31 protein-coding genes and 1 riboswitch are annotated in these 24035 nt (G+C 42.7%); of the genes, 9 read left to right on the top strand and 22 right to left on the bottom strand.

Annotated elements, in window-relative coordinates; all coding sequences use genetic code 11:
- Position 1: 1 nt before the first annotated feature.
- Positions 2-301 (top strand): cytochrome aa3 quinol oxidase subunit IV, encoded by a 300-nt coding sequence (gene qoxD / locus EJA10_RS02965; protein ID WP_125478516.1) that lies wholly within the window; start codon positions 2-4, stop codon positions 299-301.
- 473 nt (positions 302-774) lie between these two features.
- Here qoxD and EJA10_RS02960 read toward each other — a convergent pair whose 3' ends face one another.
- Positions 775-993: a hypothetical protein gene (locus EJA10_RS02960; protein ID WP_125478515.1), complete on the bottom strand. Its 219-nt coding sequence runs from the start codon at positions 991-993 to the stop codon at positions 775-777.
- 227 nt (positions 994-1220) lie between these two features.
- A riboswitch (TPP riboswitch) is annotated at positions 1221-1330 on the top strand.
- A gap of 118 nt (positions 1331-1448) precedes the next feature.
- On the opposite strand from EJA10_RS02960, the gene tenA reads away from it, so the two are divergent.
- Positions 1449-2135 carry a thiaminase II gene (gene tenA / locus EJA10_RS02955; RefSeq protein ID WP_125478514.1) on the top strand — a complete coding sequence of 229 codons (687 nt, stop codon included), beginning with the start codon at positions 1449-1451 and terminating at the stop codon, positions 2133-2135.
- Positions 2136-2323: 188 nt separating this feature from the next.
- On the opposite strand, the gene EJA10_RS02950 is transcribed toward tenA, so the two are convergent.
- On the bottom strand, positions 2324-2932 hold the full coding sequence (locus tag EJA10_RS02950) for a DUF3267 domain-containing protein (RefSeq protein ID WP_125478513.1): 609 nt from the start codon (positions 2930-2932) through the stop codon (positions 2324-2326).
- 55 nt (positions 2933-2987) lie between these two features.
- Positions 2988-3800: a DUF2935 domain-containing protein gene (locus EJA10_RS02945; protein WP_125478512.1), complete on the bottom strand. Its 813-nt coding sequence runs from the start codon at positions 3798-3800 to the stop codon at positions 2988-2990.
- A gap of 147 nt (positions 3801-3947) precedes the next feature.
- On the opposite strand from EJA10_RS02945, the gene EJA10_RS02940 reads away from it, so the two are divergent.
- Together EJA10_RS02940 and EJA10_RS23205 are read left to right on the top strand one after the other, a co-directional pair.
- On the top strand, positions 3948-4415 hold the full coding sequence (locus EJA10_RS02940; protein WP_125478511.1) for a hypothetical protein: 468 nt from the start codon (positions 3948-3950) through the stop codon (positions 4413-4415).
- A gap of 78 nt (positions 4416-4493) precedes the next feature.
- A complete protein-coding gene (locus EJA10_RS23205) occupies positions 4494-4634 on the top strand; it encodes a hypothetical protein (protein ID WP_170169036.1) in 141 nt (46 codons plus the stop codon).
- Between the two features lie 39 nt (positions 4635-4673).
- On the opposite strand, the gene EJA10_RS02935 is transcribed toward EJA10_RS23205, so the two are convergent.
- From EJA10_RS02935 to EJA10_RS02920, 5 genes are all read right to left on the bottom strand, one after another.
- On the bottom strand, positions 4674-4979 hold the full coding sequence (locus EJA10_RS02935; RefSeq protein WP_125478510.1) for a hypothetical protein: 306 nt from the start codon (positions 4977-4979) through the stop codon (positions 4674-4676).
- A gap of 221 nt (positions 4980-5200) precedes the next feature.
- A complete protein-coding gene (locus EJA10_RS23880) occupies positions 5201-5329 on the bottom strand; it encodes a hypothetical protein (RefSeq protein WP_281274463.1) in 129 nt (42 codons plus the stop codon).
- A gap of 13 nt (positions 5330-5342) precedes the next feature.
- Positions 5343-5600, bottom strand: a complete 258-nt coding sequence (locus EJA10_RS02930) for a hypothetical protein (protein WP_125478509.1) — start codon at positions 5598-5600, stop codon at positions 5343-5345.
- A 112-nt stretch (positions 5601-5712) separates the two neighbouring features.
- The gene (locus tag EJA10_RS02925) at positions 5713-6879 is read right to left on the bottom strand and encodes a TraB/GumN family protein (protein WP_125478508.1); all 1167 of its coding nucleotides are present in this window, start codon (positions 6877-6879) and stop codon (positions 5713-5715) included.
- Between the two features lie 361 nt (positions 6880-7240).
- Complete coding sequence (locus EJA10_RS02920) at positions 7241-7798, bottom strand: YdhK family protein (RefSeq protein ID WP_125478507.1); 558 nt, start codon at positions 7796-7798, stop codon at positions 7241-7243.
- 171 nt (positions 7799-7969) lie between these two features.
- On the opposite strand from EJA10_RS02920, the gene EJA10_RS02915 reads away from it, so the two are divergent.
- On the top strand, positions 7970-9910 hold the full coding sequence (locus EJA10_RS02915) for an alkaline phosphatase family protein (protein WP_125478506.1): 1941 nt from the start codon (positions 7970-7972) through the stop codon (positions 9908-9910).
- Between the two features lie 376 nt (positions 9911-10286).
- Here EJA10_RS02915 and EJA10_RS02910 read toward each other — a convergent pair whose 3' ends face one another.
- A complete protein-coding gene (locus tag EJA10_RS02910) occupies positions 10287-10754 on the bottom strand; it encodes a GNAT family N-acetyltransferase (protein WP_170169047.1) in 468 nt (155 codons plus the stop codon).
- 68 nt (positions 10755-10822) lie between these two features.
- Here EJA10_RS02910 and EJA10_RS02905 point away from each other — a divergent pair, with 68 nt between their 5' ends.
- Positions 10823-11002: an H-type small acid-soluble spore protein gene (locus EJA10_RS02905; protein WP_125478543.1), complete on the top strand. Its 180-nt coding sequence runs from the start codon at positions 10823-10825 to the stop codon at positions 11000-11002.
- Positions 11003-11426: 424 nt separating this feature from the next.
- On the opposite strand, the gene EJA10_RS02900 is transcribed toward EJA10_RS02905, so the two are convergent.
- Positions 11427-12128, bottom strand: a complete 702-nt coding sequence (locus tag EJA10_RS02900; RefSeq protein WP_125478504.1) for a DUF4230 domain-containing protein — start codon at positions 12126-12128, stop codon at positions 11427-11429.
- 214 nt (positions 12129-12342) lie between these two features.
- Between EJA10_RS02900 and EJA10_RS02895 the strand changes: the two genes are divergently transcribed.
- Positions 12343-13125 carry an SDR family oxidoreductase gene (locus EJA10_RS02895; RefSeq protein ID WP_125478503.1) on the top strand — a complete coding sequence of 261 codons (783 nt, stop codon included), beginning with the start codon at positions 12343-12345 and terminating at the stop codon, positions 13123-13125.
- A gap of 66 nt (positions 13126-13191) precedes the next feature.
- Here EJA10_RS02895 and EJA10_RS23705 read toward each other — a convergent pair whose 3' ends face one another.
- From EJA10_RS23705 to EJA10_RS02860, 8 genes are all read right to left on the bottom strand, one after another.
- Positions 13192-13545 carry an NUDIX hydrolase gene (locus tag EJA10_RS23705; RefSeq protein WP_246017657.1) on the bottom strand — a complete coding sequence of 118 codons (354 nt, stop codon included), beginning with the start codon at positions 13543-13545 and terminating at the stop codon, positions 13192-13194.
- Positions 13515-13994, bottom strand: a complete 480-nt coding sequence (locus EJA10_RS23700; RefSeq protein ID WP_246017656.1) for an NIPSNAP family protein — start codon at positions 13992-13994, stop codon at positions 13515-13517. The genes EJA10_RS23705 and EJA10_RS23700 overlap by 31 nt, the downstream gene beginning before the upstream one ends.
- Before the next feature lie 26 nt (positions 13995-14020).
- Positions 14021-14836 (bottom strand): lipid II flippase Amj family protein, encoded by an 816-nt coding sequence (locus tag EJA10_RS02885; RefSeq protein WP_125478502.1) that lies wholly within the window; start codon positions 14834-14836, stop codon positions 14021-14023.
- Between the two features lie 70 nt (positions 14837-14906).
- A complete protein-coding gene (locus EJA10_RS02880) occupies positions 14907-15311 on the bottom strand; it encodes a GNAT family N-acetyltransferase (RefSeq protein WP_125478501.1) in 405 nt (134 codons plus the stop codon).
- The gene (locus tag EJA10_RS02875) at positions 15295-15762 is read right to left on the bottom strand and encodes a DinB family protein (protein WP_125478500.1); all 468 of its coding nucleotides are present in this window, start codon (positions 15760-15762) and stop codon (positions 15295-15297) included. Before EJA10_RS02875 ends, EJA10_RS02880 begins: the two co-directional genes overlap by 17 nt.
- Before the next feature lie 24 nt (positions 15763-15786).
- A complete protein-coding gene (locus EJA10_RS02870) occupies positions 15787-16185 on the bottom strand; it encodes a hypothetical protein (RefSeq protein ID WP_125478499.1) in 399 nt (132 codons plus the stop codon).
- A gap of 98 nt (positions 16186-16283) precedes the next feature.
- Positions 16284-16664: a VOC family protein gene (locus EJA10_RS02865; protein ID WP_125478498.1), complete on the bottom strand. Its 381-nt coding sequence runs from the start codon at positions 16662-16664 to the stop codon at positions 16284-16286.
- A 113-nt stretch (positions 16665-16777) separates the two neighbouring features.
- Complete coding sequence (locus tag EJA10_RS02860) at positions 16778-18211, bottom strand: glycoside hydrolase family 1 protein (RefSeq protein WP_125478497.1); 1434 nt, start codon at positions 18209-18211, stop codon at positions 16778-16780.
- Between the two features lie 495 nt (positions 18212-18706).
- Between EJA10_RS02860 and EJA10_RS02855 the strand changes: the two genes are divergently transcribed.
- A complete protein-coding gene (locus EJA10_RS02855) occupies positions 18707-18925 on the top strand; it encodes a hypothetical protein (protein ID WP_125478496.1) in 219 nt (72 codons plus the stop codon).
- Positions 18926-18963: 38 nt separating this feature from the next.
- Here the strand turns inward: EJA10_RS02855 and EJA10_RS02850 are convergent, their stop codons facing one another.
- The 4 genes from EJA10_RS02850 to EJA10_RS02835 all read right to left on the bottom strand — a co-directional run bounded on the left by EJA10_RS02850 (position 18964) and on the right by EJA10_RS02835 (position 23017).
- Entirely contained in the window at positions 18964-20142 is a 1179-nt protein-coding gene (locus EJA10_RS02850; protein WP_125478495.1) for a M20 family metallopeptidase, read from the bottom strand.
- Positions 20142-21371 (bottom strand): Zn-dependent hydrolase, encoded by a 1230-nt coding sequence (locus tag EJA10_RS02845; RefSeq protein ID WP_125478494.1) that lies wholly within the window; start codon positions 21369-21371, stop codon positions 20142-20144. The genes EJA10_RS02850 and EJA10_RS02845 overlap by 1 nt, the downstream gene beginning before the upstream one ends.
- 18 nt (positions 21372-21389) lie before the next feature.
- Positions 21390-22577, bottom strand: coding sequence for a hypothetical protein (locus EJA10_RS02840; RefSeq protein WP_125478542.1), 1188 nt, complete (start codon positions 22575-22577; stop codon positions 21390-21392).
- Positions 22578-22801: 224 nt separating this feature from the next.
- Positions 22802-23017, bottom strand: coding sequence for a hypothetical protein (locus tag EJA10_RS02835; RefSeq protein WP_125478493.1), 216 nt, complete (start codon positions 23015-23017; stop codon positions 22802-22804).
- 155 nt (positions 23018-23172) lie between these two features.
- Here EJA10_RS02835 and EJA10_RS02830 point away from each other — a divergent pair, with 155 nt between their 5' ends.
- Positions 23173-23997: an STAS domain-containing protein gene (locus EJA10_RS02830; RefSeq protein WP_125478492.1), complete on the top strand. Its 825-nt coding sequence runs from the start codon at positions 23173-23175 to the stop codon at positions 23995-23997.
- The last annotated feature ends 38 nt before the right edge of the window (positions 23998-24035 follow it).

Here is a 24035-nt window from a genome sequence, read left to right as displayed (position 1 = left end):
AATGGATCAACATTCAAAAGGCTTCCCTATCAGCCATGTCATCGGATTCTTCATGTCACTTGTCCTGACCTTCGGCGCGGCATGGGTCGCACTGCAAACATCATTGTCAATGAAGGCAGTCATGTGGATCATCGGTACACTCGCCGTCGTCCAGGCCGGCATCCAACTGTATATGTTCATGCACATGAACGAAGGCGAAGACAAAGTAGCCAACAACATCAATATCATCTATTCCGCGTTTATCGCCGTCGTCATCGTCGCAGGCTCCATCTGGGTCATGACATCCGGCCACTCGCATTAAGATAAAACGAAACCAGGCTTCCCTCTTTGGGGAAAGCCTGGTTTTTTTGATTTGGACTTGGGTTAGTGTAACAGGATTACGAAGTAAAACCGACTTCGGACATTTTCACCGTCGTTGTACTGGATTTTGTCCGAAGTTCACCCATCTTCGGACATTTTCATCGCGATTGACCTGGATTTTGTCCGAAGTTCACCCATCTTCGGACATTTTCACCGTCGCTGGATCTGATTTTGTCCGAAGTTCACCCGTCTTCGGACATTTTCACCGTCGTTGGACCGGATTTTGTCCGAAGTTCCCCCATCTTCGGACATTTTACCCGCGATTGAACGAAATTTTGTCCGAAGTTAACCCATCTTCGGACATTTTCATCGCCGCTGGACGAGATTTTGTCCGAAGTTCAACTATCTTCGGACAGTTCCAATATAAGTAGCATTAAAAGCCTGGACCTCACTCAAAATGCTTTCAACAGGACATCATGAAACCTTAGCTATCTCGCTTTTCCTTCCTTTGATCAAGCGCAGTCGCGGCAGCTTGCCTTCTTTCTTGAACAAGCTGAACATTGCGAAGTTAAATGCTGCAAGGAACAGGGAAAGTACTGCATGCTGGAATCCGTGTGATACCATCGCTAGGAATCCGCTTACAAGACAATAAACACCAACGATCAAATAAAAATACATAAGAAGTTTTCCCACTTCTCATTCCTCCACTTTTTTGTATGTAATTTATATATTAACAGAATTTACGGAAAAATGTCACATAATGTTCACATTTAACTCACTTTTTAATCACAATTTTCAATGCATCCTTTTCCTCGCCTATTCACTCAGCGTGCTAACTTCTTATTTCCCCTGTCGCTAACTTATCATTTCCCTTGACTTATCCCCCTATCGTGCTAAGATTAACTCAAATGAATAACAAGTTTTACCACTAGGGGTGCCTTTTGCTGAAGGCTGAGATTAAAGTGTGACTTTAAGACCCTTTGAACCTGATCTGGTTGAGACCAGCGTAGGAAAGTGGAACGGATGGTTGCACTGTCTTTTGGCTGCCTAACAAGGCTGAGCAAAGGTAGTTTCATGTTGCCAATTCAAACCACTTTCAAAGCGAAAGTGGTTTTTTTATTGGAAAAATAAATTTTGGAGGAATGTTCATGTCAACTTTTACAAGTCAAATCCGAAGGGAAGCTGACCCAATTTGGCAAGCTAATTTCCAACACCCGTTTGTGAAAGGGATTGCCAATGGAGAATTGTCTCTTGAATCTTTCCGTTATTATGTTCTTCAGGATTCCTATTATCTTTCCCATTTTGCAAGGATCCAGGCACTTGGTGCTGCAAAGGCAGCTGATCTGTATACCACTTCCAGGATGGCTGCCCATTCCCAGGGTACATATGAAGCAGAACTGGGACTTCATGAGAAGTTCATCAAACAACTGGGGGTCACCAAAGAAGAACTGGACTCTTTTGAACCGTCTCCAACCGCATATGCTTACACTTCCCACATGTACCGGGTGGCAGCTGATGGAAGCCTTGGTGAAATCATTGCGGCGATTTTGCCTTGCTACTGGATTTATTATGAAATCGGTCAAACTCTGAAAGGTTCGACACCTGGAGTGCCTATTTACAACGAATGGATTGAGGCATACGGCGGAGAATGGTTCAGTGAATTGGTCAATGAACAAATCAGCAGGCTGGATGTCCTGGCTGCTGGGGCATCAGAACAAGAACGCAAGAAAATGAAACAGCATTTTATGATCAGCAGCCAATATGAATTTCTGTTTTGGGATATGGCCTACAAGCTCGAAACCTGGCCAGTTGCGACTGAATCCATTCAAGCGTAAAAAAACAACGGGGGCTTTAGCTCCCGTTGTCCCTTATCCCTTATTCTTGCTTTTACGATAATAGATATACCCTACAACTAGCCCGAAAATCAGGAAGATTGGCAAAAAAGACAATAGTGTCTGGCTAAGATCGATTTGCATAAGAACCTCCTATTGTTTTTTTACATCTATACCCGTTTACTAAAGATTCATGCGCTTTTCCAGTATGTCCTCTGGCCATTCTGGATAAGAATCGCACCGCGGGGAACCTGTTTGAGGATCATGGCTGCAATGAGCAAATCTACCGAAGAGCCAATGGCGTTGAGAAAAATAAGCCATTTGAATGTTGTCGTCATGAGCCCAAAAACACCAAGGAGCATGGGGACAATGACGGTAAGAATGACAAAAGGAGCAAGGGTCACGAGCAGATACCGCTTTCTGGAAAGCTCTTCTTCTGTGGCCACAAATCCACCCCAAATGGTAAGTCCTACCGTTGTTTTCTTGGAGCGGGCGAAGCCTGGAATAAAAATTAAATGAAGCAATTCATGAACAATCACAAGCAAAATAAATGATACGATGACCCCTAAATTGATGGTAATGATAAGTGAGTCCTTCGAAATACCGAAATCCTTCAAAGTGATGTCTGAAAAGAGGCTGATTATAAGTAAGGAAAAAATGGACGCAGCCAGCATGAATGGGATAGATAACAATATTGCTTTTGAGCTTGTTTCAGGCTCCTGGATTTGCGTCCATCCATTATGAGTAAGTTTTAGGTGGGTGATTTCATTTGTCTTTGGAACGTCAGCGGCGATTTTCACTTAAGACCCTCCTCCCTACCTAATTATTCGATAAGGCCCCCTTACACTCCTGTTTTTAGAATGAAGGTTTCGACAGCGAACATGGACCGAGTTCTTCACGAAGACGCGGTTCATAATAGCTCAGACGTGCAAGGAAGTAACAGGTCTCTGGAAAGTGATGCTCCAGGAAACGAAGATTCGTTTTATTCAGCAATGTGTTCGCTTTATATTTTTCAACCATCCCTTTTACGAATTGGTACATCTCCAAAGTCGTCTTCCCCACTTCATAAATGAATTCCTGTTGTCTTGCAAATCCCGGTTCTTTAACTCGCATATAATTTTTCATATGGTGGTTCTGGACAATGTATAGCTGAAATCTCGATTTAAAGGTCTCTGTTGCTAAATTCACTCCAACTTCAATCGGATCTAGTGTGTTCTCAAATAAGACCGCATGACCTAATTGATCCTCCAGCCAGAGATCCAATAATTGCGTGACCGTCAGCGGGACTGGCTGCTGGCCCTGCATCAGGTAGCTGAGTATTCGCAAGTATTCCTGATTTTCGCTCAGTGTACCATTTAAGTATGTTGGCGATAGGTTCAAATTTATCTTATTGTCAATTCTCAATGCCTGTAGAGTCCCTTCAAAATCATAATACGCCTTAACTACCTGCCAAGCCTTCCTTGCAAACTCAATCATTCGTGGATCATTGAATTGCGCTGTTCGTGGGATTCCCTGTAAATCCGATAGCAGGTCCCCATATAAGTCAATAAATTGGATAGCGATCTGTACATACTCTTCTTCACTCGGTGATAAGGCATCCCTGGCAAAGTAAGCATGATCCTGGAGCATCTCAAGCCAGAACCAATGTTCATCCCATAGAGAAATCATTTTTTCTCCCTCCTTCTTCTTCTAATATTTACGGTGAAAAAATGTAAGAAATGATTAATCGCTTAAATTTCATTTCCTGCTCATCATTTATCCTGATTGAGAGATACTAAAAAAAATCCCATTCTCAGGATTAAAGGATGTTGCGCGATGAAAAAGACCTACTTTTACCTTTTCATATTGACAATCGCTCCATGGCTGACCTTACCTCTGCTTGGCAAAGAAACGATTAAAAAGTTCCTGCCGGGGACAATTTTCATGGGTATATATTTAATTTTTGAAGGAAGACTTGCGGAAAAAAGAAAATGGTGGTGGTTTCCCTACAATATCAAGCCAAATGTAATTGCGGAAATGCCATTGATCTGGGGACCTTTCTTCATCGGTTCGTTTTGGATTTTAAAATATACCTATAAAAAGTTTAATTTGTATCTCGTAGTCAACATCCTTGTTGACTCAATTTTTACGTACTTCGGATTGGATCTCTTAAAAAAATATGGATACGCGGTTTTGGTTCGTTTAAATAAATTCCAATTGTCCATTGTGTTTATGTTAAAAACCCTTGTGTTGTATGGTTTTCAGGTCTTTTATGACAGAGTGATCAGAAGAGAACCAGCATAGATAATTCCCTCTTGAATTGAACATATTAAATGAGAAAAATTCTAGGAAAGTGAGATGATCAGGATGGCAAGACAAGGCATGAGCAACAAAGATCAGACAAGAGAGCAAATCGAAAAGCACGATAAACACAATGATATCGAACTGGGCAGCGAATTCCAGGTGGGAAATACAAAATCTCAAAGCCAGAAAAAAAGCGGCCGTCAGGTAAATAAAAAGTAAAGTGAAAAGGCGCTCCAAACATTGGAGCGCCTTTCACATTTATAGATGTTGACTTCTGGTTTTCAGGATACCAATTACCAGGGCGGCCATGGAAAGGAACCAGGGAAAAATAAACAAATATAACCTTAGGGTATTCTCTTCCGAAGCCATCACGGACTGTTCAGGCACGGAAATGAGAAGATTTCTCAAAAAAAGAAGACTCAATGAATGCAGAATGGCGAAAAGCAGAAAATATATACCGGCATTGTTTTTCTTCATGCTGAGCAACGCTGCCCCTGCAGATAAAAGAATGACAAGCCAAAACACAATCTCCAGGAATCCGCTGACTTCAGTTTCAGATTCCATAATATCCCTCACTTACTTTTTCAGATTGATGTTTACATCCCACCCCAACGGGAACGGTGGTAATAGAATCCTGATGAAATAGGAGGTGTTCCCCATGTCGATCCTGTACAGCAAGGCGATGGAGGCTTTTAAAAAGGACGCAGAAAAACAAAAGCAATCGTTAAAGAAACAAGATTATACACTGAAAAAAACAAAATGAAGTCATCCTAATCGGATGACTTTTATTTTTGCGCATTTTTCAGCTCATTCAATGATTGGAGGATTTTTTCGTTCGTTTGATTCAGTTTACGCAACTGGATCTCCAGAGAAAAAATTGTCACAATCACGATAATACCGATGAAAAACTCCATGGCCCGACCCCCGTTACTGTTCTTTAACGCTATTAATAGTCCGAAGAATCAGCGCGATAATGAACGAAAAAATGACTACAGAAAAAACAATAGGAACTGGAGCGTTTGTCATCCCAAAAGCGACTTCACTCTGCAAAAAATGAAGGTTCTCCCATCCATTTAGTTCAGGCTGATATAGTTTTGTTTGTATGTATCCATATAATAAAATTCCAATAAAATACAGCAAATGAATGATGACAGAAATAGCTAACGCAGGCTTGATAATTCTCACTAAATCACTCCATTGTAAAATCTTTTCCATAATCTATTCCATATAATGTAACTAAAATCCTCTAATTTTTTATAAAAAAAAGATGAAATCCATAAAGATTTCATCTTACTGTTTATAAATTCTCTAAAAATACGCGAATGACGTCCGCACCGCCTATGAACGTACCCAGTGAACTTCCTAGGTTAGCCAGCACAACAATGAGAAGAATACGGCTTACCTTGTTGTTCCAAAAGCCTTTAACGCTAAATACGTCTTCGGAAAGTGTTTCAAAATCCTTAACGCTTGGCCTGCGAATATAGGCCTGGGTCAAACCGGCGAACCAGCCTGCAGCAAGCAACGGATTAAGTGAGGTGATCGGTGCCGCCAGAAAAGCAGTCAAAATCGTAAGCGGGTGCCCCATCGCGATCGCTGCACCGAGGGCTGACATCGAGCCATTCCACAAAATCCAGCTGACGGTTTGTGCCATCCCTGCGGACGGGTTAGATAAAAAAGTGTAAAGGATAATCGCCAGAATCAAGACTGGGATGCTCCAGCCGATGATTTTAGGCCAATTTGATTTAGGAGGAATCGCCCTGAGTTTTTTCAGGTCATGTTCCTTCTTGATTTCTTCTTTAATTCCGGGAACGTGGGCCGCTCCAAGGACTGCGACAATTTTCTGTCCCGGTGCATCCTTGATTTTTTGTGCCAGATACTGGTCACGTTCATCGATCAGAGGTTTTTTCAGCCTGGGGAATGTTTCCGTGAACTCATTCAGCATCGCAGTGATCGTATCCTGCTGCTTCAGCTTTTCCAATTCTTCCTCAGAGATGCTCTCCCTGCTGAAGATACTTGTAATGATTTGGCTGAGCAAAATCGCCTTCCCTTTCAGGCCAAGATTGCCCCAGATCCGCGAAAAAGTAATCTGGATGTTTCGGTCCGCAAGCACAAGGTGCGCACCTACCTCTTTCGCCGATTCAATCCCCTGGATCATTTCCTGTCCAGCCTTGATGCCCAATTCCTTTGCCATGCGATTCTGGAAGGAAGAAATCGCGAGGTTCATTAGTAAAAGTGAAGCACGCTTTTGCTTGATTACCTGTATAATATCCATTTCTTTCCATTTGGAACCTTCTGTAATTGTCTGGTACCGCTGCTCGTCCAATTCGACGCAGACAGAATCAGGCCTTTCCGCCTCGATCACTTCTTTAACCTGTTCCGCGCTATGCTTCGAAACGTGTGCTGTCCCAATCAGTATGTATTCCTTGCCATTCAATTCAATTCTCGTTATATTTTCCTCAACCATAGATACCTTCCTTTAATCAGCCAACTATATGTATAAATCCTTTTTGCCTTCATGTTTCATTTTTCCATTATAACATGAACCAATGCTTCAAATATAAATAATATTTTATTAGCTTGGCAAAACGCAAATAAAAGGCCGAACACTGGTGTCCGGCCTTTTGTCTGTATTTATTTTGAATAACTCTTCATGCTGCTCGTTTTTTTGCTGTCCATCATCTTTTTAACGATTGGGTAGAGAACAGGTCCCCACTTAATTGCAGCTCTAATCAGTTTGTTCATGAGTAATCCCTCCTCATTTCTTACTGCATGTATACCCTGGTTTGCGGAGGGACAATCCTGCATGTTTCTGGAAAATGACCAATTTACTCAGCCGGTTTCAGCTCGTCTTCTGTCACCCATTGATGGTTTGTTACTTTTTCCGAACCATCCGTAGGTGTGAAATCTACCATATAGACGGTTGTTTCTTCTGCTGAATCAATGACTGCTTTGGCGCCTTTCATCCCTTCCATATGGTCGGTATTGATGGTCACCTCATCACCAGGCTTATAAGGGTCTGCTGCCGGTTTCAGCAATTCCTCGTGAATGACCCATTTGTGGTTTTCAACACGTTCCCCTCCATCTGTCGGATCGTATGATAGAGCGTAAACAACAGTATCATACGCCCCTACAATCGTCGCTTCAGCACCATCCATACCTGGCATATGATCATCAGTGATGATGGCCTTTGAACCCACTTTGTAAGTTGGGTTCTCCGCTTCCTTCAGCCCTTCAGGAATTTCACCTGAGCCTGAATGATTCATGTTGTCATGGCTGCCATGGTCGCCAGAACCGGATTGACTCCCACCATCTGAGCAGGCTGCCAAAGCGAGTGCTGCTGTCAAGGAAATCAACACCATCATGAATTTTCTTTTTAGTGTCATCTAAAATCACTCCTCCATCGTTGATATGTTAGTTATAACAGGTATTTGTGCAGTTTTTATCGAGCAGCCTTTCATGATTGTTTGCTAACTAAATAACCAATTATCGACTAGTTTTAACACTTGGGAAAACAGGGAAAAGTCTAGTATGACAACATAAACAGGGAGATTACTATGACATCAAGACTTTTCAAAGCAATTATTCTTTCATTTTTCATTTTTTCAACTATCGGGGTTACGTATGCAACTGCCGAAAAAAATAATCAGGTGGTCCTTATTTCCTTCGATGGCATGCGTAACGATTTCATGCGCAGTTATGTTAAAGACGACAAACTGCCGAATATTAAAGACGTGCTTGAACGAGGTACAATGGCCAAGTATGCCAGGACGGTCAGCCCATCCCTGACCGCTCCATCCCACGCGGCGATTTCGACCGGAGCAACTCCGCTAAAAACGAATATTGTCAGCAATGTATGGCAGGAACAGGATAAGGCGCTTACAAATAAACAGGATGCCTTCCATAGTCAACTGGAGGTTGATCCTCTCTGGGTAGCAGCCCGGGAACAGGGTAAGACGACTGCCGCCGTTGCCTTCGCAGGAGCAAATCCCTCAACCGGAAAACAGGCAGACTATACTGTCTATTACGGAGACACCTGGTCACCAAGCAACCAGGAAAAATTCAAATTTTCTAATGCAACTGGCTGGGAAAATGCTCCTGATAGCTTCAGTCCGTTAAAGGAAGCGACATTCACTATTAAAGTTGAGGATGGCAAAAATCAGAAAATCCATGTACTGGCACTGGATAAGACGGATGATCAGGAAGAAAACTATGATCATTTTATTGTATCTGAAGGTAAAACAATGGATGCCCAGGAAGTAAGGCCTGATGAGTGGGGTTCTGTCACACTTAAGGTAAAAGAAAATCAGACAGCCGGCTTTTGGTACAAGTTCACCTCTGCAGACCCTGATTTAAAAAAGGAAGCTGTCATGTACCGTTCAGCTGTTACCTCTGGTCAAATTGATGGACCTGATGGGTTTCCAGATCAAATCAGAGGTAAATTCGGATTCTTCCCTACCCAGGACGATGATGAAGCGCTGGAAAAAGGCTGGATCTCGAGAAAAGAATATGAGGAGGTTTCCGAGCGATTTGTTAATTGGGTAACAGACGTGTCACTTTTCATAAAAAATGAATACGAGCCTGATCTGCTCATGTTCTATGCCCCGCAAATTGATCACGAGGAACATAAGTATCTTTTAACCGATCCAAGGCAGCCTGGCTATACACCTGAAAAATCTAAACAATACAAGAAGTATATCGAGTGGTCTTATAAACTGGCAGACGAGGTGGTCGGCAAAACAGTTAAATCACTGGATGATAATGACCATCTTTTCATCGTTTCCGATCATGGGATGGAACCCGCCCACTCCGCCCTTCAGCCTAACAAGGTGCTCAAGGATAATGACCTGCTAGTCATGGACTCGGACGGAAAAATCGATTACAAGAAATCCAAAGCGCTTGCGATACCGAGCGGCTCGGCTGCACATGTCTATATCAATCTAGAGAAACGGGAAAAGAACGGTGTCGTCTCCGAGGAGGAGTACGAAAAAGTGCGAGATGAAATCATCCAGGCCTTTGAACAGGTGGAAGTCAGCAGGAATGAAAACGGCCCGGTAATCAAGCATCACCTAAAAGGAATATGGAGCAGCACCATAAATTTATCTTTCAACGGAATCAAGGAAAATACAAAGGACTTATTCGGTTATGTTATTAATGCAAAAGTAAAACCTTATCAGGATATCAAAAAAATCACCCAGAATGGGAAAACAGGAGAGCAGAATGCCGGTGACATTTTGTTAATGGCCGCTCCCGGCTTTATCATGGGAGAGGGTGAATCAAGCATCGTAAAACCGTCACCTGAACTGGGAACACACGGCGGGAATCCAGACCGGGAAAAACTAAAGGCAGTGTTTATGGCCATGGGGCCGGAAATCAGCGCCGGCAAACAAATCGGCCATGTCTCAAACCTCGATATCGCACCAACCATATACGACCTGCTAGGATTGAAGACGCCTGGTTACGTAGAAGGGAAAAAGATTGAGGATCTTAGAAAATAATAGGCAATTCCAAAGGTTGTTCTGCAGCGACCTTTGGAATTTCTTTTTTTATGGAGGCAAAAGAGCTTATTGGCTTGTCGAATTTCTATATTCTGTAATACAAGAGCACTTTTTGAGTTTATTGGTTGCTTAATTTACTATATTCTGGAAAAACCAAGCACCAATAGAGCTTACTGGTTCCTCTAATTACTATATTATGTAAAATACGAGCACCCAAACCGTTCATGACACCACAAATTTCTATATTCTGTGCAATCTCATATCCCGCCTATAAACACTTCAACTACCTATATTGTGTAAAGATGACCGCTATTGAATCAGATTGCGCCAAAAAAATAGCCCCAAAAGCTGAACCTTTGGAGCAACCACTTTTATATTAATTCAATGCTTTTTCCATAATCCATAATGGTTTTTCACGGAATTCGATTTTCTTGACACGTTGGAACCCAGTCTTCTCCCAAAAGGCCAGTCCAGCTGCATTGGCTTCGAAACAACCTAACCGAACTTCACGAATGCCTCTTTCCTTCATCATATCTTCATAGATGGCCAGCGCTTTTTCTGCCTTGCCCTGTCTGCTCCAACTTTGATGGATAATCAGCAGCCCTAGCCACGGCTTCTCATCCCTGGGGTTCCTCATCACAAAATCAATGATTCCGATATAGTCTTCCTCCACCTTCATAAGGTAACGTTCCTTTGCTAACTCCTTCCCTTCTTCATGCTCCTCCAGCATGTCCTCATCGGTTAAAATCCGCTTGCCTTCAGCCAGCAGATTATACTCTGGATGGGAATTCATGATCTTCAATTCAAAAGGAATCATTTCCTTATTGCTTGTAACAAATTCCATCTTACTCTCTCCCTGTGTCAGTATACATTTTTTGCACATTGGTTAACTTAATGTACGAGGTGATCAATTTGGACCTGCAGCGCGTCAAAGAAATACTCTCAGCCGAGAGCGAAATCAATGTCCATTATCATGGCATTCCTGTGTGGATTGAAAGCATTGATTCAACTTCAAGCATGGCTGTCATTTCCGCACGTGGAACTCACGAAGAAAAACAGCTGGTGTCGATTGACGGACTGGATGAAAAATAACAAAAGGCTCTCGATTTGAGGGCCCTTCCTAACATTCGTCAAATTGTCACGTAACTCCTTTAAGGAAATTAATCAGACACTCATCTGAATTAAAAGATTCTTCAATACTCTCCTTTTTCCTTCCTGATAAAATCAAAAATCCAGGCAATGCCTGGATTAAAAAGCCCAATCAGCTAAACGCGGCATTTTACGATCTTCACGGCAGCTTTCGCAAACATGGAGCCTCACAGCCTGGAACAGTTCTTTTTCATTTTGTTTAGGAATATCCTTTCTTCCACAAACCTCACATATCCTCATCCAATTCACCCCATTATGGTTTTAAAAGAAACAAGAAATAATTCCCTCACTACTACTATTTGCAGTTTTGGTCAAATTATTTAGGCAAATTAGGATGCTGAACGTTTTAGTTTACATAACAATATTATTATCTCTTGGTAACCACAGTGTACCCCAAATGTCCAAAAAATTCCTTCAACGTGGTTTCTGCATTCTCTGCTGCTTTTTCCAAAATTCCTGCAGCGTCTGCTTCTTGCCTAATTTGTTCCTGTGCTGCCGCAGCCAAATTGAATCCTTCGTCCCAGCTAACTTTACCTCGTAAAAGTCCCTCGTCCGAGAACGTCTGTACCTGATCCATAATAATTGATGGCTCCTGAAGCAAAACAGCATCAGGCAGCGTTAATTCAACGATCTTTCTTTCGTCATCCACTTTCATGTCTTCCTGATCAATGCTCTTCAAATCCACCCCTGCTACCACTGTCGCTGGGACAATCATGAGCAGTTCGCGCTTTGTTCCCGGTAGATTGAAACGGATTTCCTCGCCAAACAGCTTATAATCCTCCTGTTCAATCACGACCTTTACATGCGCTTCAGCCGTGGCAAGCGACGCCAGCCCATGAACTTGTTCAATGAAGACGGATGTCTCCGCCTTTCCCTTGCTATCGTTTGAATACCATATACCCGCTCCTGATGCGGCGACAAGAACGAGAAAAATGAGCAAAATTGACCGAATCGGCCTTTTAACAGCGCTTCTGGAAAACACCCCACTAGCCGCACTTTCCTTCTTCCCAGCTCTTATTTCATTTAAGACTTCCTCTAGTTTAGAAATCATTTGATCCTGTTTGTCCATGTATTCGACCTCCCAAAAACTCCAATTTGCGATTCCATTCGACAATCCTGAATGAAAAAAATACTCCTATTCACTGGAGATAAACTGTCTATTAATACGGGAATCTCTGTAAAAAGTTTCATAGAATTCCAATCTGATATAGCTGAAGCTGTTTTACAATTCGCGTTTTTGGGCAAAAGTAAAAGTAATCCAAGCCAGCTAAGGAGGAAATGGTGTGAGTCAATTAGACGGTAAAGTGGCTTTTATTACTGGGGCAAGCTCCGGAATCGGCAGGGCCGCGGCATTAAAATTAGCTCAGGAAGGTGCAAAGATAGCCCTGCTGGATGTCAAAGAAGAGAACGCAAAACAAGTAAAAGAATCAATTGAGGAAAGCGGCGGCAAAGCGATGATTCTGGAATGTGATATTGCAAATCCAGTTGAGATGAAAGAAAGCTACCAAAAGGTGATGGAGGCGTGGGGTAAAATCGACATTGTTTTTGCAAATGCTGGAATCAACGGGGTGATTGCCCCTATTGAAGATCTGGAGCCTGAGGACTGGGATGAAACGATCAACACCAATCTGAAAGGAACCTTCCTTACCGTCAAATATGCCATCCCTCATATGAAAAAGAATGGCGGAAGCATTATTATCACCAGCTCGATCAACGGAAACAGAATCTACAAAAACTTCGGGATGTCCGCCTACAGCACATCCAAAATCGGCCAAACAGGCTTTGGAAAAATGGCAGCCCTGGAACTTGCTCAATATAAAATCCGCGTCAACATCATCTGTCCTGGAGCAATTGAAACCAATATCGGCAAAAACACCTTTCCACAAGAAGACGATCTGGAAAAAATCAAAATACCGGTTGAATACCCGGAAGGAAACCAGCCATTAGAAGAACGTGCAGGCGAACCAGAACAAGTTGCCGATCTTGTCTTCTTCCTTGCATCAGATATGTCCTCCCACATTACAGGTACTGAAGTATATATTGATGGAGCGGAATCTCTGCTTTAAGTTTTAGCCAAAAAAGTAAAAAATGCTCTCTCCCGAGCATTTTTTACTTTGGCAAGCTATTGCTCCTTAATACAACTCTCGGCTCTCAAACTCTTTCTTTACCTCAAATCTGCTAACCAACTCATATGGCCTTGCTTTAAAAGCTTCATAAGGTAGATAATTTGGCGCCATGGCATCAAGCGTCCTGCTTTTAAATTGCTTCCTTGTGATGAACTCATCGATATTTTCACTAGTAAGTTTGGTGAATACCACTTCTGAGGTTTCATTTTCGGCTGTAGTTGGTTCCCCGGATAGATGCTCACCTCGAAAGACGATACAGGTGACTCCGTTGGTCATGTTTTGATATATACCTGTGATGCCAATTAAGCGAACCTTTGTCCGTGTCTCTTCTAAAATTTCACGGTGAATGGCTTCCTCCACCGTTCGCCTTCTTCCACCTGGCCGCCAGGCATTTCCATTGTATCCGCTCGATGAAGGTTTCGGACAAGGAGTACCTCTCCACTTGCATTTGTTATGTAGCCGCTGACAGACATGATATGTTTCGGCGGATGATAAGAAGAAGGGTAAGGAGCTGTTGAAGTCATAAAGTCTTGATGACTATCAAGAATAAAATCCCCTAATTCTATTAATTTCTCCTTGGCAGCATTGTGAAGTTCACTATTCCTTATATGCTTTTCAATCTGCTCATAATCGTCCATACTTCTGTATTCCCACATAGCCAGAACTTCTTCCTTGCTTTCACTGGCCCATCTCCCCACTAATTTTGCACCATGCTTCATCTGGTTAGGATACAAATAAGAATGGAAGAAAAAATTGAAATCCTCCAGTCTTTCTGGCTTGATTTTATACGTTTTTATTCTATAAATCATACTCACATCTCCCATTAAAAAGGTCATTAAATCCTTTCTGCAAACCAGGCGACATAATAAGCCGCGGGAATGAATAAGGCTTGCGCCACGATGGTTCCCACAAATTTGGAACTAATCATCGTCAAAGAGTAGCTCTTCAAGTAAACATAATCGCACTGCTTTTTCATTACCCTGTCAGCCAGTACTGACGCCTTTGGGTCGATAAACAAGGTTAATAGGATGGTTGCAATCCCGTTGATAATGCCAGAAGACATGGTAGCGGTCGCAATATGATCGGCGGGTACGAGCATCGTTGCATACAAAGAAGAAAGAACACCAATTGTGAAGACAGCTGACACCGCGACATTAATAACAAAAAGACGTTTCGGTATTGTTTTAAGGGAGATGCCTTCCAGGTATGTAAACCTTGGGAGCCGGAAGCAACGCAGTATTTTTCCAATTCCTGATGGATTCATTTGTTTTTTTACCATTGTAAACAACGATCCTTTTTCCCTCGCCAATTGAACAATCGCTCTCGAAAAAATATTGATAAATGTAGGAAATAATAAAATGCCTAGCAATACCCCTAGAGAAGTCACACCGATTAAAATGGTATATTGATCTGTGATAAAGTTTAATTTGTTATCAGCTGGGGCTTCTGCAATCATTTTAGCTGTAGTTGGCTGCTGAAAAATCGTTGAAAACCTTGAAACAACTACTAATGTACTAAACAAAGAAATCGCCGTTGCAATTAAGCCCACCCTGGCACCAGAAATCCTTGTAGCATAAGCAAGCGTTTCAATCATCGTCACAACAAGTAAAAACATCGAAACAATAACCAGCTTTCCTGTTATCAACTCCATTTGTCCCACCTCTTTTATCCATCTTTTAACAGTATATCACGCATGGAATAATTTTGAAGTGGGATCTAGTTTACGATTCTTGTTTTCTATGCATGACGTATTGCGCTTTGCTGTACTTAGAGTCATTTTTTTCATAGAAAGGAATTAGACTTTCCTCACAAAATAAGCTTATGACATCAATATGGGTAAGCCCTTCTAATAATCTCGATATCAGTTCCGTTCCAGTACCACCTTTTTGAAAAGAACTATGTATGACGACATCTTCTATATACGCCCTGAATTCCCCATCGGTAACAGCTCTGGCAAAACCAATCAGATTGCCGTCTTTCCATGCGCCGACCGAGACCGTCTTTGATAACATCTCGGCTAAGTCATACTCTGTTCGTTCCGGCCACCAGCCAGCATTGTGATAAAGTTCTAATAGCTCACTTGCTTTAATAGGCTTTTCATCAATACTTTTAATTTCGATATTCATTGAATTTCCTCCCAATAAAATGAGCCGATACCGGTACCATCCCGAGTTCTCTTGCCCAAACAGACAGCTGGCCAATATGATGGATTTCATGTGCAATAATATGATGCAGGATATCCTCAACAGAGTAGTGATTTTTGTCCCATGGTACTTGTACAAGTCTCGATACCCCTATGCCGGTGTTGAAGAATTGCATGATTTCCTTTCGCAGTTGATCCGAAAGTGCCTTTACCTTGGATAAAGTGTTATATTCAGCAAAGTCAAAGACTATATCCTCTTTCCCCTGAATACCACGAAGCCAGCTATATTCAACATCAATTATGTGGAATAGAGTATTTAAGATACAGCCCACTCCTCCCGTTCTTTCCTTTAGCAATTCATCAGCTGACAGTTGTTCACACCAGTCAAACCACTCATCTCTAACCTGCCAGTTGTATTCGAAAAATTTGATCATGAGCTTCCCTCTTTTCTTGGAAAGTTAATTTAAACTAATAGTTGTTCCAATCAGGATTTCTTGTACAATCGGAATATCTCCATTAAGGATGGCTTCAATTGTTTCATCTGTCATCTCAGCACTATCTTTCCTAATGTTTATGATTTCAACATTTGAAGTGCTGCTTTTACCTGGTAGTTTATTTATTCCTACTTTAGTAATGAGAGCATCTTGTATATAGGACGGAAAAACCAGAGTGAAAAAGTAGTCTTCATTGCTATGGTTGATGATTTCATATTCAAGTTCCAGTTGAATGCGGTCATCTGTTTCTGTAACTCTCCTTTCTGCTTTCGTTATCTCAAAAGCCATTCCTTTACTACACGCTGTTAAAAACGCGGTAATGATTAAAATTAGTAATATAAGAAAGAATCTTGAAGTTTTCAATGCTTCTCCTCCTTTCCACAGCAAATAAACATCCTTGCAAAAAGGAAATAAGCGGTCCCTCACTAAGAAGCACCGCATTAAAAACTACTTAACAATCTTTACTTTCTTTCCATCACAGCGAAGTATTGTTCTTCATTATCAGCAAAATTAAAAACCTTTCCTGAAGGCATTTCGACAATCTCGCCAACTTTCACACCCTTTTCTACGAGTTCACTACGAAACTCTTCAAGGTTTTTAGTGAAAAACATTAATGAAGGTGTACCCAGATTCAGACCCTGGGACATTTTTCCAACCCATTCTTTGTTATGGAGGATGATCCTGGTCTCAGAATCAGTTTTCGGTGCGATTTCAATCCATCGCATCCCCTGTTGATTATCTTCTTCAGCAATTACACGGAATCCCAATGTTTCAGTCCAAAACTTCACTGCTTCATCCTGGTTATGAACGTAAAGCATGATTTGACCGATTTGATCAATCATCGTTATCACTCCATTCCCTTTTGTTGGTCATTCTTATTTTCCACGTAAATACTCCAAACTCCTTCCTATTCTTCCAAGAAAAAGAGAGCTGAAAATTCAGCCCTCCATGAAATCTATAGTTTTTCCCCATTTGTTTCAATCACATCTTTGTACCAGAAAAAAGATTTTTTCTTTTTCCGATCCAATGTTCCGCTGCCATCGTCATGCTTGTCTACGTATATATAACCGTACCGCTTGGAAAATTCGCCTGTGGACATGCTGACCATATCGATGCAGCCCCAGCTGGTGTAGCCCATCAGTTCAACTCCATCTTCAATAGCCTCACCCATAGCTTTTACATGCTCACGAAGATAGTCAATACGGTAGTCATCATTGATAGAACCGTCTTCAGTAAGCTCATCAAAGGCACCTAAGCCGTTTTCAACGATGAATAGCGGCTTTTGATATCGATCAAATAATTTATGCAGGCTAATCCTCATACCAACCGGGTCAATTTCCCATCCCCAGTCACTAACTTCGAGGAAAGGATTCCTGACACCGCCGATGATGTTCCCTTGAGTCGCATCCTCCGGCGATTTTACCTTCTTTTCAGTTCGCGACATATAATAACTGAATCCAATATAGTCCACTATGCCTTCTTTTAAAATTTCCAGATCTCCTTCCTGGATATCCAGTTCGATGCTGTGTTCCTTGAAAAAGCGGTTCGTGAAGGAAGGATACTCTCCCCTTACTTGTACATCTGCACAAAAATAATTGAAGATCTGCTCTTCCTTGAGAGCATATAAAACATTATCAGGATTGCTGTCGAATGAATACACCGGTGCAAACAGAATCATGCAGCCTATTTCTGAATCTGGAATGATGTCATGGCAAGCTTTTACCGCAAGGGCACTCGCCACAAATTGATGATGATACGCCTGAAAAGTCGGCTGGTAACGATCCTCTTCTTTTTCAATCGAGAAACCAAGACCATTGATTGGCATCACCAACGCACTATTAATTTCATTAAAGGTCATCCAGTATTTCACCTTGTCCTTGTATCGCTCAAATAGCACCTTTGCATAGCGATCAAAGAATGTGACAACCTGCCGGCTGCGCCAGCCTCCATACTCTTTTACCAGATGAAGCGGCAGCTCATAGTGAGAGAGCGTAACGACAGGTTCAATCCCGTGCTTATGCAGTTCATCAAAAACACGATCGTAAAAAGCAAGCCCCTCTTCATTCGGCTCCGTTTCATCGCCATTAGGGAAAATGCGTGTCCAGGCTATCGACATCCGAAAAGCCTTGAATCCCATTTCCGCAAATAAAGCGATATCCTCTTCATACCGATGATAGAAATCAATCGCCTCATGATTCGGGTAATACTGATTTGGTTTGATTTCAAAATCAAAACCAGATTTCATCAAGGTTTCATAGCGCTCCTTGCCCCCCGGAAGAACATCGGCCACATTCAAGCCCTTGTTTCCTTTCTTATATCCACCCTCTATTTGATTGGCAGCAGTTGCACCGCCCCATAAAAAACCTTCCGGAAACTTAAATTCTCCCATTACGGTAACCTCCATTAACATTTTTACTGATTTATCATCCCTTTGAAAAATTTGGGGGATTGGTGACCTCTTTTCCTGGATTTCAAGAAATTAGGGCACTAATCTCGCTTATTGGTGACCTCTTTTTCTCGCTTTCACGAAATTAGGTCACCAATCTTGGTTATTGGTGACCTCTTTTTCTCGCTTTCGTAAAAATAGGGCGCCAATCCCGCTTATTGGTGACCTCTTTTTCTTGGTTTCGCAAAAATAGGGCGCCAATCCATGCTAATCCTGCCATCCTTGTCTCACTTTTCACCACATTAGTTTTTTGCTTACTTCAAACCTAAACCTAGCTTTCAGCCAATGCATGTCCTCCTTACAAATTCTTCCCTTTTTAAAAAAAATCAATCCTACTAAAATCTTTCTCATTGCTTCTATTAATAAGTTCTAAACCTAGCATCACGTCAATATGTTAGTGATAGGAAAGCGAATACTATAGAAATTGGGTGATGGGGAATGTTTGTTGTTCATTTTTTTGAAAACAGAATTGCGTTGTTGAATCAGTTTCGCCAGCAGGTTCCTGCGGTTGGAGAGGACCTGAAAATCAAGGGTCGTAAGGCGAAGGTTGCCAGTGTGACGGCTGTTGATGAGAAGACATATCATGTGCAGGTTACACTTGAGGCAAAACAAAAGCCAACAGTGGCTGCCGATCCTGGCAAAAAGAAGAAGAGGTAATGAAAAGTAAAGAACCGCGCCAGGGTTCTCCACTTTTTTTATTTTTGATTCAAGTAAGCCCATGCATACTGGGCGTAAAGCTCTGCCCCTGTCGCCAGTGCATCCTCGTCGATGTTGAATTTCCCATGATGGTGGGCCCATTCTGTATCTTTCTCCGGATTCCCGCTGCCTACAAGTGCAAAACTTCCAGGTACTTCATCAAGATAGAAGCTGAAATCCTCTCCGCCCATTGTCGGCTTTTCATGATATACGACATCCTCGCCGAACGCTTCTGCGGCTACCTGCTGGACAAGCTTCGCGCTGACTTCATCATTGATGACAGCCTGTGTTCCACGAATGTAATCCACTTTAGCTGTCGCTCCATAGATCGCCGCAACACTCTCTGCATAATGAGTGAGCTGCGCTTCAATATGATCACGGGTTGCCGGATCAAAGCAACGTACCGTCCCATCGATCACTGCATTTTCGGCAATGACATTGAATCGGGTTCCTACGACCATTTTACCGACTGTCAGAACGGCTCCCTGTTGAGGGTCGATTGTCCTCGACACAACGGACTGCACATTCATCACAAAGGACGAGGCGACAATCGCGGCGTCTATACAAGCTTGAGGAATGGCACCATGCCCGCCTTTCCCTTTAAAAGTGACCTTGAATAAGTCAGCTGATGCAAAAGAAGGTCCTGGCGTGCAGCTGACCTTATGAGTCGGCATCTGTGACCAGATGTGGATCCCAAAAACGTTGTCGACTCCCACTACGGCACCTTGTTCAACCAAAGCTTTTGCCCCTTCTGCTACTTCCTCAGCAGGCTGGAACAATAATCGAACATTCCCCGGAAGCTCTTCCTTGATTTCATTCAGTGCCTTCGCAGCAACCAGCAGCATCGCAGTGTGGGCGTCATGGCCGCATGCGTGCATCTTGCCTTCCTCTGTCGAAGCATATGGCAAATCTTTGTTCAGCTCTTCCACCGAAAGTGCGTCCATATCTCCCCTCAACGCGACCGTCTTGCCCGGCTTACCGCCTTTGATCTCGGCAATGACGCCGGTAGGTTCTGTCCGTTTATAGGAAATTCCCAGCTCATCGAGGTATTCGCAGACAAAATCGGTTGTTTTGTATTCCTCCCAGCTCAGTTCTGGCTCGCTGTGCAGCTTCCTCCTCAGCTCGGTCAATTCATCCTTATACTCATTAAAAGCTTGTTTTAAAGTTCGATTGATCATTATTCCGCCTCCGTTAACTGCAAAGCTGTTTCGTAAAAAATCCGCACAGCCCTGGCAATATCTTCTGAATCGGACCATTCCTCCGGACAATGGCTCAGTCCATTTTTGCTTGGGATGAACAGCATCCCTGCCTCTGTGTAATCTGAGAGGACCATCGCATCATGTCCTGCGCCGCTGTTAATTGAACAATAAGGAATTTCAAGCGCTTCGCTTTTTTCTTTTAAAAGAGTGCGGATGCCTGCATTCAATTCCTTCGGCTGGATATAGAGCAGCTGTTCGATTGAGGATTGAATTCCATTTCCACTAAAAGATTGAATCAGTGCCTTCGTTTTTTCGATTGCATTCAGGACATGCTCTTCTTCTCCTGACCGGATATCCACTGAAAAAACGACTTCATCCGGTATGACATTGGCACCATTCGGAAAAACATTCAGGCGTCCAACCGTAATGACAGTGCCTTTCCCTTCCTCAGCCGCAAGTCCGGGCAGCTGACCAATCATGTTTGATGCGGCCACCAGTGCGTCTGCCCGGCGGTCCATTGGAGTTGTGCCCGCATGGCCTGCCTGTCCCTTCACATTCACTTCCAGCTGAGTCAAACCGACAATTGCTTCGACAACTCCGATTGGAATCTTCTTTTCTTCTAAAATAGGACCTTGTTCAATATGTAACTCCAGAAAAGCTTTCATTGTCCCTGGATCTCTTTGCTTCGGAAGCGATGGATCGAGACCGATCTTCCGCATCGCTTCTACAGTTGAAATGCCGTCTTTATCTGCTAAGCTATTAAAATCTTCTTCACTCAGGAGCCCAACCATCCCTCTGGACCCCAGCAATCCTCCACCAAATCTGGCGCCTTCTTCTTCCACTAATGCAACGATCTCCAATGGATATTTAGGTGTGACGTTATGTTTGGCAAAAAGTCCGGCCACCTCGAGTGCAGCCACCACCCCGGCGGGCCCGTCGTAGGAGCCGCCGTGGGGTACAGAGTCAAAGTGTGATCCAATCAAAACGCTTGGTGCATCTTTTAATGTGCCTTCCAGCTTGCCAAAGATATTCCCGAAGCCATCTTCACGAACCTGAAGTCCATATTCATTCATCTTCTTTTTTATATACTGGCGAGCCTGCAAATCCTCCTGGCTATAGGTTAGCCGTGTCGTTCCTCTTCCGGGAGTTGCGGTATACTCACTTATTTGATCAATGTGCTGTTCGATACGCTCTTTTAATTCTAGCAATTTTATAGCCTCCTTCTTTTACAAGAATCCAACGAAAATGCCGGCGAGAACAACCGATACGATGGTGACCGTCACGAAGCCGCCGACAAGCATTGGCGGAAGCATATGGCTCGTCAATGCTTCTCGTTCTTTTTCATCCTCTGTCAAAGAGTTGATGACTTCATTTGTGATGATGTAATCTGCCGGAAAGCCGTACAGTGCCGTCAAAGACACCGCAAATGCCATTTCCTTGCTGACTTTTAACAGTTTTCCTGCAATGAAGGAGAACACATACATACCAACCAGCCCAAGGACAATGGCGCCGATCAGCGGAACGAGGATTTCCAGCAGCATACCAGGCGTGGCCTGCTTCAATCCATCGAAAATGAAGAGCATCAACACAAGGATTGCAATCCCAAATCCGTTTGCTTTTTGCAGCACCTGTTTTTCAAGGAAGCCGGCGCTAGTCGCGATGACACCGAATAACAGGGCAAGAACGAATGGGCTGACCGAGACAACTGGCGCTAATAAAGTGGAAGTTAAGTATGCCAGGTAAGCAACCAGCGCCAATCTGAAAAACTTAAAGAATTCGGTATTATATTTTTCTGGCATGTTTTTAAATAGTTTTAATTCAACAGGTGGTGCAGCTTCTGCAGTCGCAGCAACTTCTGCCGCTGCAAGGCTACCCTCACGATACTGTTTCAAAAGTCTCTTGCCTTCTTTTTTCAGAACGAGTGAAGTCAACGGGTAACCCGCAAAGCCCTGCATGACATAGATGACGATTGCGAAAACAGACAGAGATGCCAGACCAGCCTGACTTGCGCCTTCAGACATGATGAGAGCGGAAACGACTCCCCCAACCAGTGGCGGTACTGCAACAACCATCGTTTGGAAACCGAAAATCAAAGTCCCGAGACTCAACAGCACGGCGACGATTCCTAATACACCTGATAAAGCAATCACGATGGTTTTCCACTGATTTTTCAATTCCTGGATTGAAAGCAGTGTACCCATGTTTGTGATCAGCAAGTACATCATCATTACCGCTACCGCTGAAGGAACACCAGCAAGCGCGACAATTTCTTTCGGAAAGAATGTCCAGTAGCCGATCAGGAACAGGACAGCTGAGACGAACATGGACGGAACCCATGCTTTTGTCCTTACAGCGACTAAATCACCTACTAGTAGAATAAATACAACAATAACCAATGCTAACATCTGTGACATCATGAATCCCCCCATTTTCTCTTCCGCTTCAACGCTTCGTCTTACGAAAGAAAAGTTATAAGGGCAATAATAATATAGTTATATTATTCAGTCAATTAAAATTTTTAGAATCTTCAAAAGAAAACGTTTTCCTCGTCTTTTTTCATGCTTTACTACTAGCAATTATTATTTCAGGGGAATAAAAAAGCGGACCGCCAATAATAAAGCGGTCCGCCATATATAAATTAATCAGGAATTTTGGTTTTTAATGATACGGAAAGTGGTTTCTTGTCCAGGCAGTACTCCAGGAGGACAATTTTTCCATCGTGTTCAAGGTGCTTAGCCAGGGCGATTACTTCTTCTCCCTCTTCAACCGAGGACACTGACGAAATCTTCAAGTTGCCATCACTATTTTTAATCTGTTCAAATAGCTCTTCTTTAGACATTTTTACTTTCGTCATGATCTTTCACCCCTTTTCGGAATTATCTTTCTTTACCCCCCTCTAACGTTATCTAGTCTGGGAATATCCTCCATCAAGGACCTTCAGATTACTGTCGAACCAGTTCACTGTGCTATAATTTGATAGATAATATTGAGGGAGGGCAAGGCCAAAAAATGATTGATCCTACTAAAGCAAAAATTATTTCCGAACAAATTCTTTTGTCAAAAAAATCCTTAGTGGATACCAGAACGACTGAAACCCCTAACCAATACACACCCCAGGTACAGGAAAACCTATATAAATGGAGACATAATCTCGTTGAAATATATGCTTATTCCATAATAGACAACCTCGATACCTCATTCAGCATCCTTAAGGACTGGGGCGATGAGGCCGTAAATTTTTTAATCAACTTGGACCTCCCGCTGGACATTGCAATAGACGAAGTCAGGACATATCGAGACAAAATCGGATCAATCATAAAAAATCAGGCTGATCAATTCAAACTTTCCTTTGATGATTTTTACGGAGTGATATCCCGATTCAATTTCGTTGTCGACCGTGCCATCTATTGGCTTAGCATCTCCTATACAAGCCGCTATAGTAAACGGTACAATGCTCTTGAAGCGTTGAACCTCGAGCTGTCAATTCCTGTTATAAAAATCACCGAAGAAATAGGAGTCCTCCCTCTGATCGGAGATATTGATACAAAGAGAGCCCAGGAAATAATGGAATCAGCGTTAACCAAAGTCAATCAATTAGGTCTCAGCCACGTCATAATTGACCTGTCTGGCGTACCTGTCATAGATACGATGGTAGCTTCCCGGTTATTCAAGGTCAGTGATGCGTTAAACTTAACCGGCATAAAAACCATCTTCACCGGAATCCGCCCCGAAATAGCCGTCACAATGGTCCATTTAGGCATCAATATGAAGGAGATTCCGATATTCTCCAGCTTGCATCTTGCGGTAAAAAAAATGCAAAACACAAAATCCTGACGTTGATTGTCAGGATTTTGTGTTAACTAAGACTCAAT

Origin of the sequence: Mesobacillus subterraneus (assembly GCF_003937825.1) — a bacterium.
Lineage (GTDB): Bacteria > Bacillota > Bacilli > Bacillales > Cytobacillaceae > Mesobacillus > Mesobacillus subterraneus.
Note: the sequence above shows the minus strand (reverse complement) of the source record. Positions and strands in the feature narration are given on the sequence as shown.

Excerpts from the sequence above, each read along its gene's own strand:
- qoxD (WP_125478516.1), top strand. The coding sequence starts at position 2 with ATGGATCAACATTCAAAAGGCTTCCCTATCAGCCATGTCATCGGATTC.
- tenA (WP_125478514.1), top strand. The coding sequence starts at position 1,449 with ATGTCAACTTTTACAAGTCAAATCCGAAGGGAAGCTGACCCAATTTGG.
- EJA10_RS02945 (WP_125478512.1), bottom strand. The coding sequence starts at position 3,800 with ATGATTTCTCTATGGGATGAACATTGGTTCTGGCTTGAGATGCTCCAG.
- EJA10_RS02940 (WP_125478511.1), top strand. The coding sequence starts at position 3,948 with ATGAAAAAGACCTACTTTTACCTTTTCATATTGACAATCGCTCCATGG.
- EJA10_RS23205 (WP_170169036.1), top strand. The coding sequence starts at position 4,494 with ATGAGCAACAAAGATCAGACAAGAGAGCAAATCGAAAAGCACGATAAA.
- EJA10_RS02935 (WP_125478510.1), bottom strand. The coding sequence starts at position 4,979 with ATGGAATCTGAAACTGAAGTCAGCGGATTCCTGGAGATTGTGTTTTGG.
- EJA10_RS23880 (WP_281274463.1), bottom strand. The coding sequence starts at position 5,329 with ATGGAGTTTTTCATCGGTATTATCGTGATTGTGACAATTTTTTCTCTG.
- EJA10_RS02925 (WP_125478508.1), bottom strand. The coding sequence starts at position 6,879 with ATGGTTGAGGAAAATATAACGAGAATTGAATTGAATGGCAAGGAATAC.
- EJA10_RS02920 (WP_125478507.1), bottom strand. The coding sequence starts at position 7,798 with ATGACACTAAAAAGAAAATTCATGATGGTGTTGATTTCCTTGACAGCA.
- EJA10_RS02915 (WP_125478506.1), top strand. The coding sequence starts at position 7,970 with ATGACATCAAGACTTTTCAAAGCAATTATTCTTTCATTTTTCATTTTT.
- EJA10_RS02910 (WP_170169047.1), bottom strand. The coding sequence starts at position 10,754 with ATGGAATTTGTTACAAGCAATAAGGAAATGATTCCTTTTGAATTGAAG.
- EJA10_RS02900 (WP_125478504.1), bottom strand. The coding sequence starts at position 12,128 with ATGGACAAACAGGATCAAATGATTTCTAAACTAGAGGAAGTCTTAAAT.
- EJA10_RS23700 (WP_246017656.1), bottom strand. The coding sequence starts at position 13,994 with ATGATTTATAGAATAAAAACGTATAAAATCAAGCCAGAAAGACTGGAG.
- EJA10_RS02885 (WP_125478502.1), bottom strand. The coding sequence starts at position 14,836 with ATGGAGTTGATAACAGGAAAGCTGGTTATTGTTTCGATGTTTTTACTT.
- EJA10_RS02880 (WP_125478501.1), bottom strand. The coding sequence starts at position 15,311 with ATGAATATCGAAATTAAAAGTATTGATGAAAAGCCTATTAAAGCAAGT.
- EJA10_RS02875 (WP_125478500.1), bottom strand. The coding sequence starts at position 15,762 with ATGATCAAATTTTTCGAATACAACTGGCAGGTTAGAGATGAGTGGTTT.
- EJA10_RS02865 (WP_125478498.1), bottom strand. The coding sequence starts at position 16,664 with ATGATTGATCAAATCGGTCAAATCATGCTTTACGTTCATAACCAGGAT.
- EJA10_RS02860 (WP_125478497.1), bottom strand. The coding sequence starts at position 18,211 with ATGGGAGAATTTAAGTTTCCGGAAGGTTTTTTATGGGGCGGTGCAACT.
- EJA10_RS02855 (WP_125478496.1), top strand. The coding sequence starts at position 18,707 with ATGTTTGTTGTTCATTTTTTTGAAAACAGAATTGCGTTGTTGAATCAG.
- EJA10_RS02850 (WP_125478495.1), bottom strand. The coding sequence starts at position 20,142 with ATGATCAATCGAACTTTAAAACAAGCTTTTAATGAGTATAAGGATGAA.
- EJA10_RS02840 (WP_125478542.1), bottom strand. The coding sequence starts at position 22,577 with ATGTCACAGATGTTAGCATTGGTTATTGTTGTATTTATTCTACTAGTA.
- EJA10_RS02835 (WP_125478493.1), bottom strand. The coding sequence starts at position 23,017 with ATGACGAAAGTAAAAATGTCTAAAGAAGAGCTATTTGAACAGATTAAA.
- EJA10_RS02830 (WP_125478492.1), top strand. The coding sequence starts at position 23,173 with ATGATTGATCCTACTAAAGCAAAAATTATTTCCGAACAAATTCTTTTG.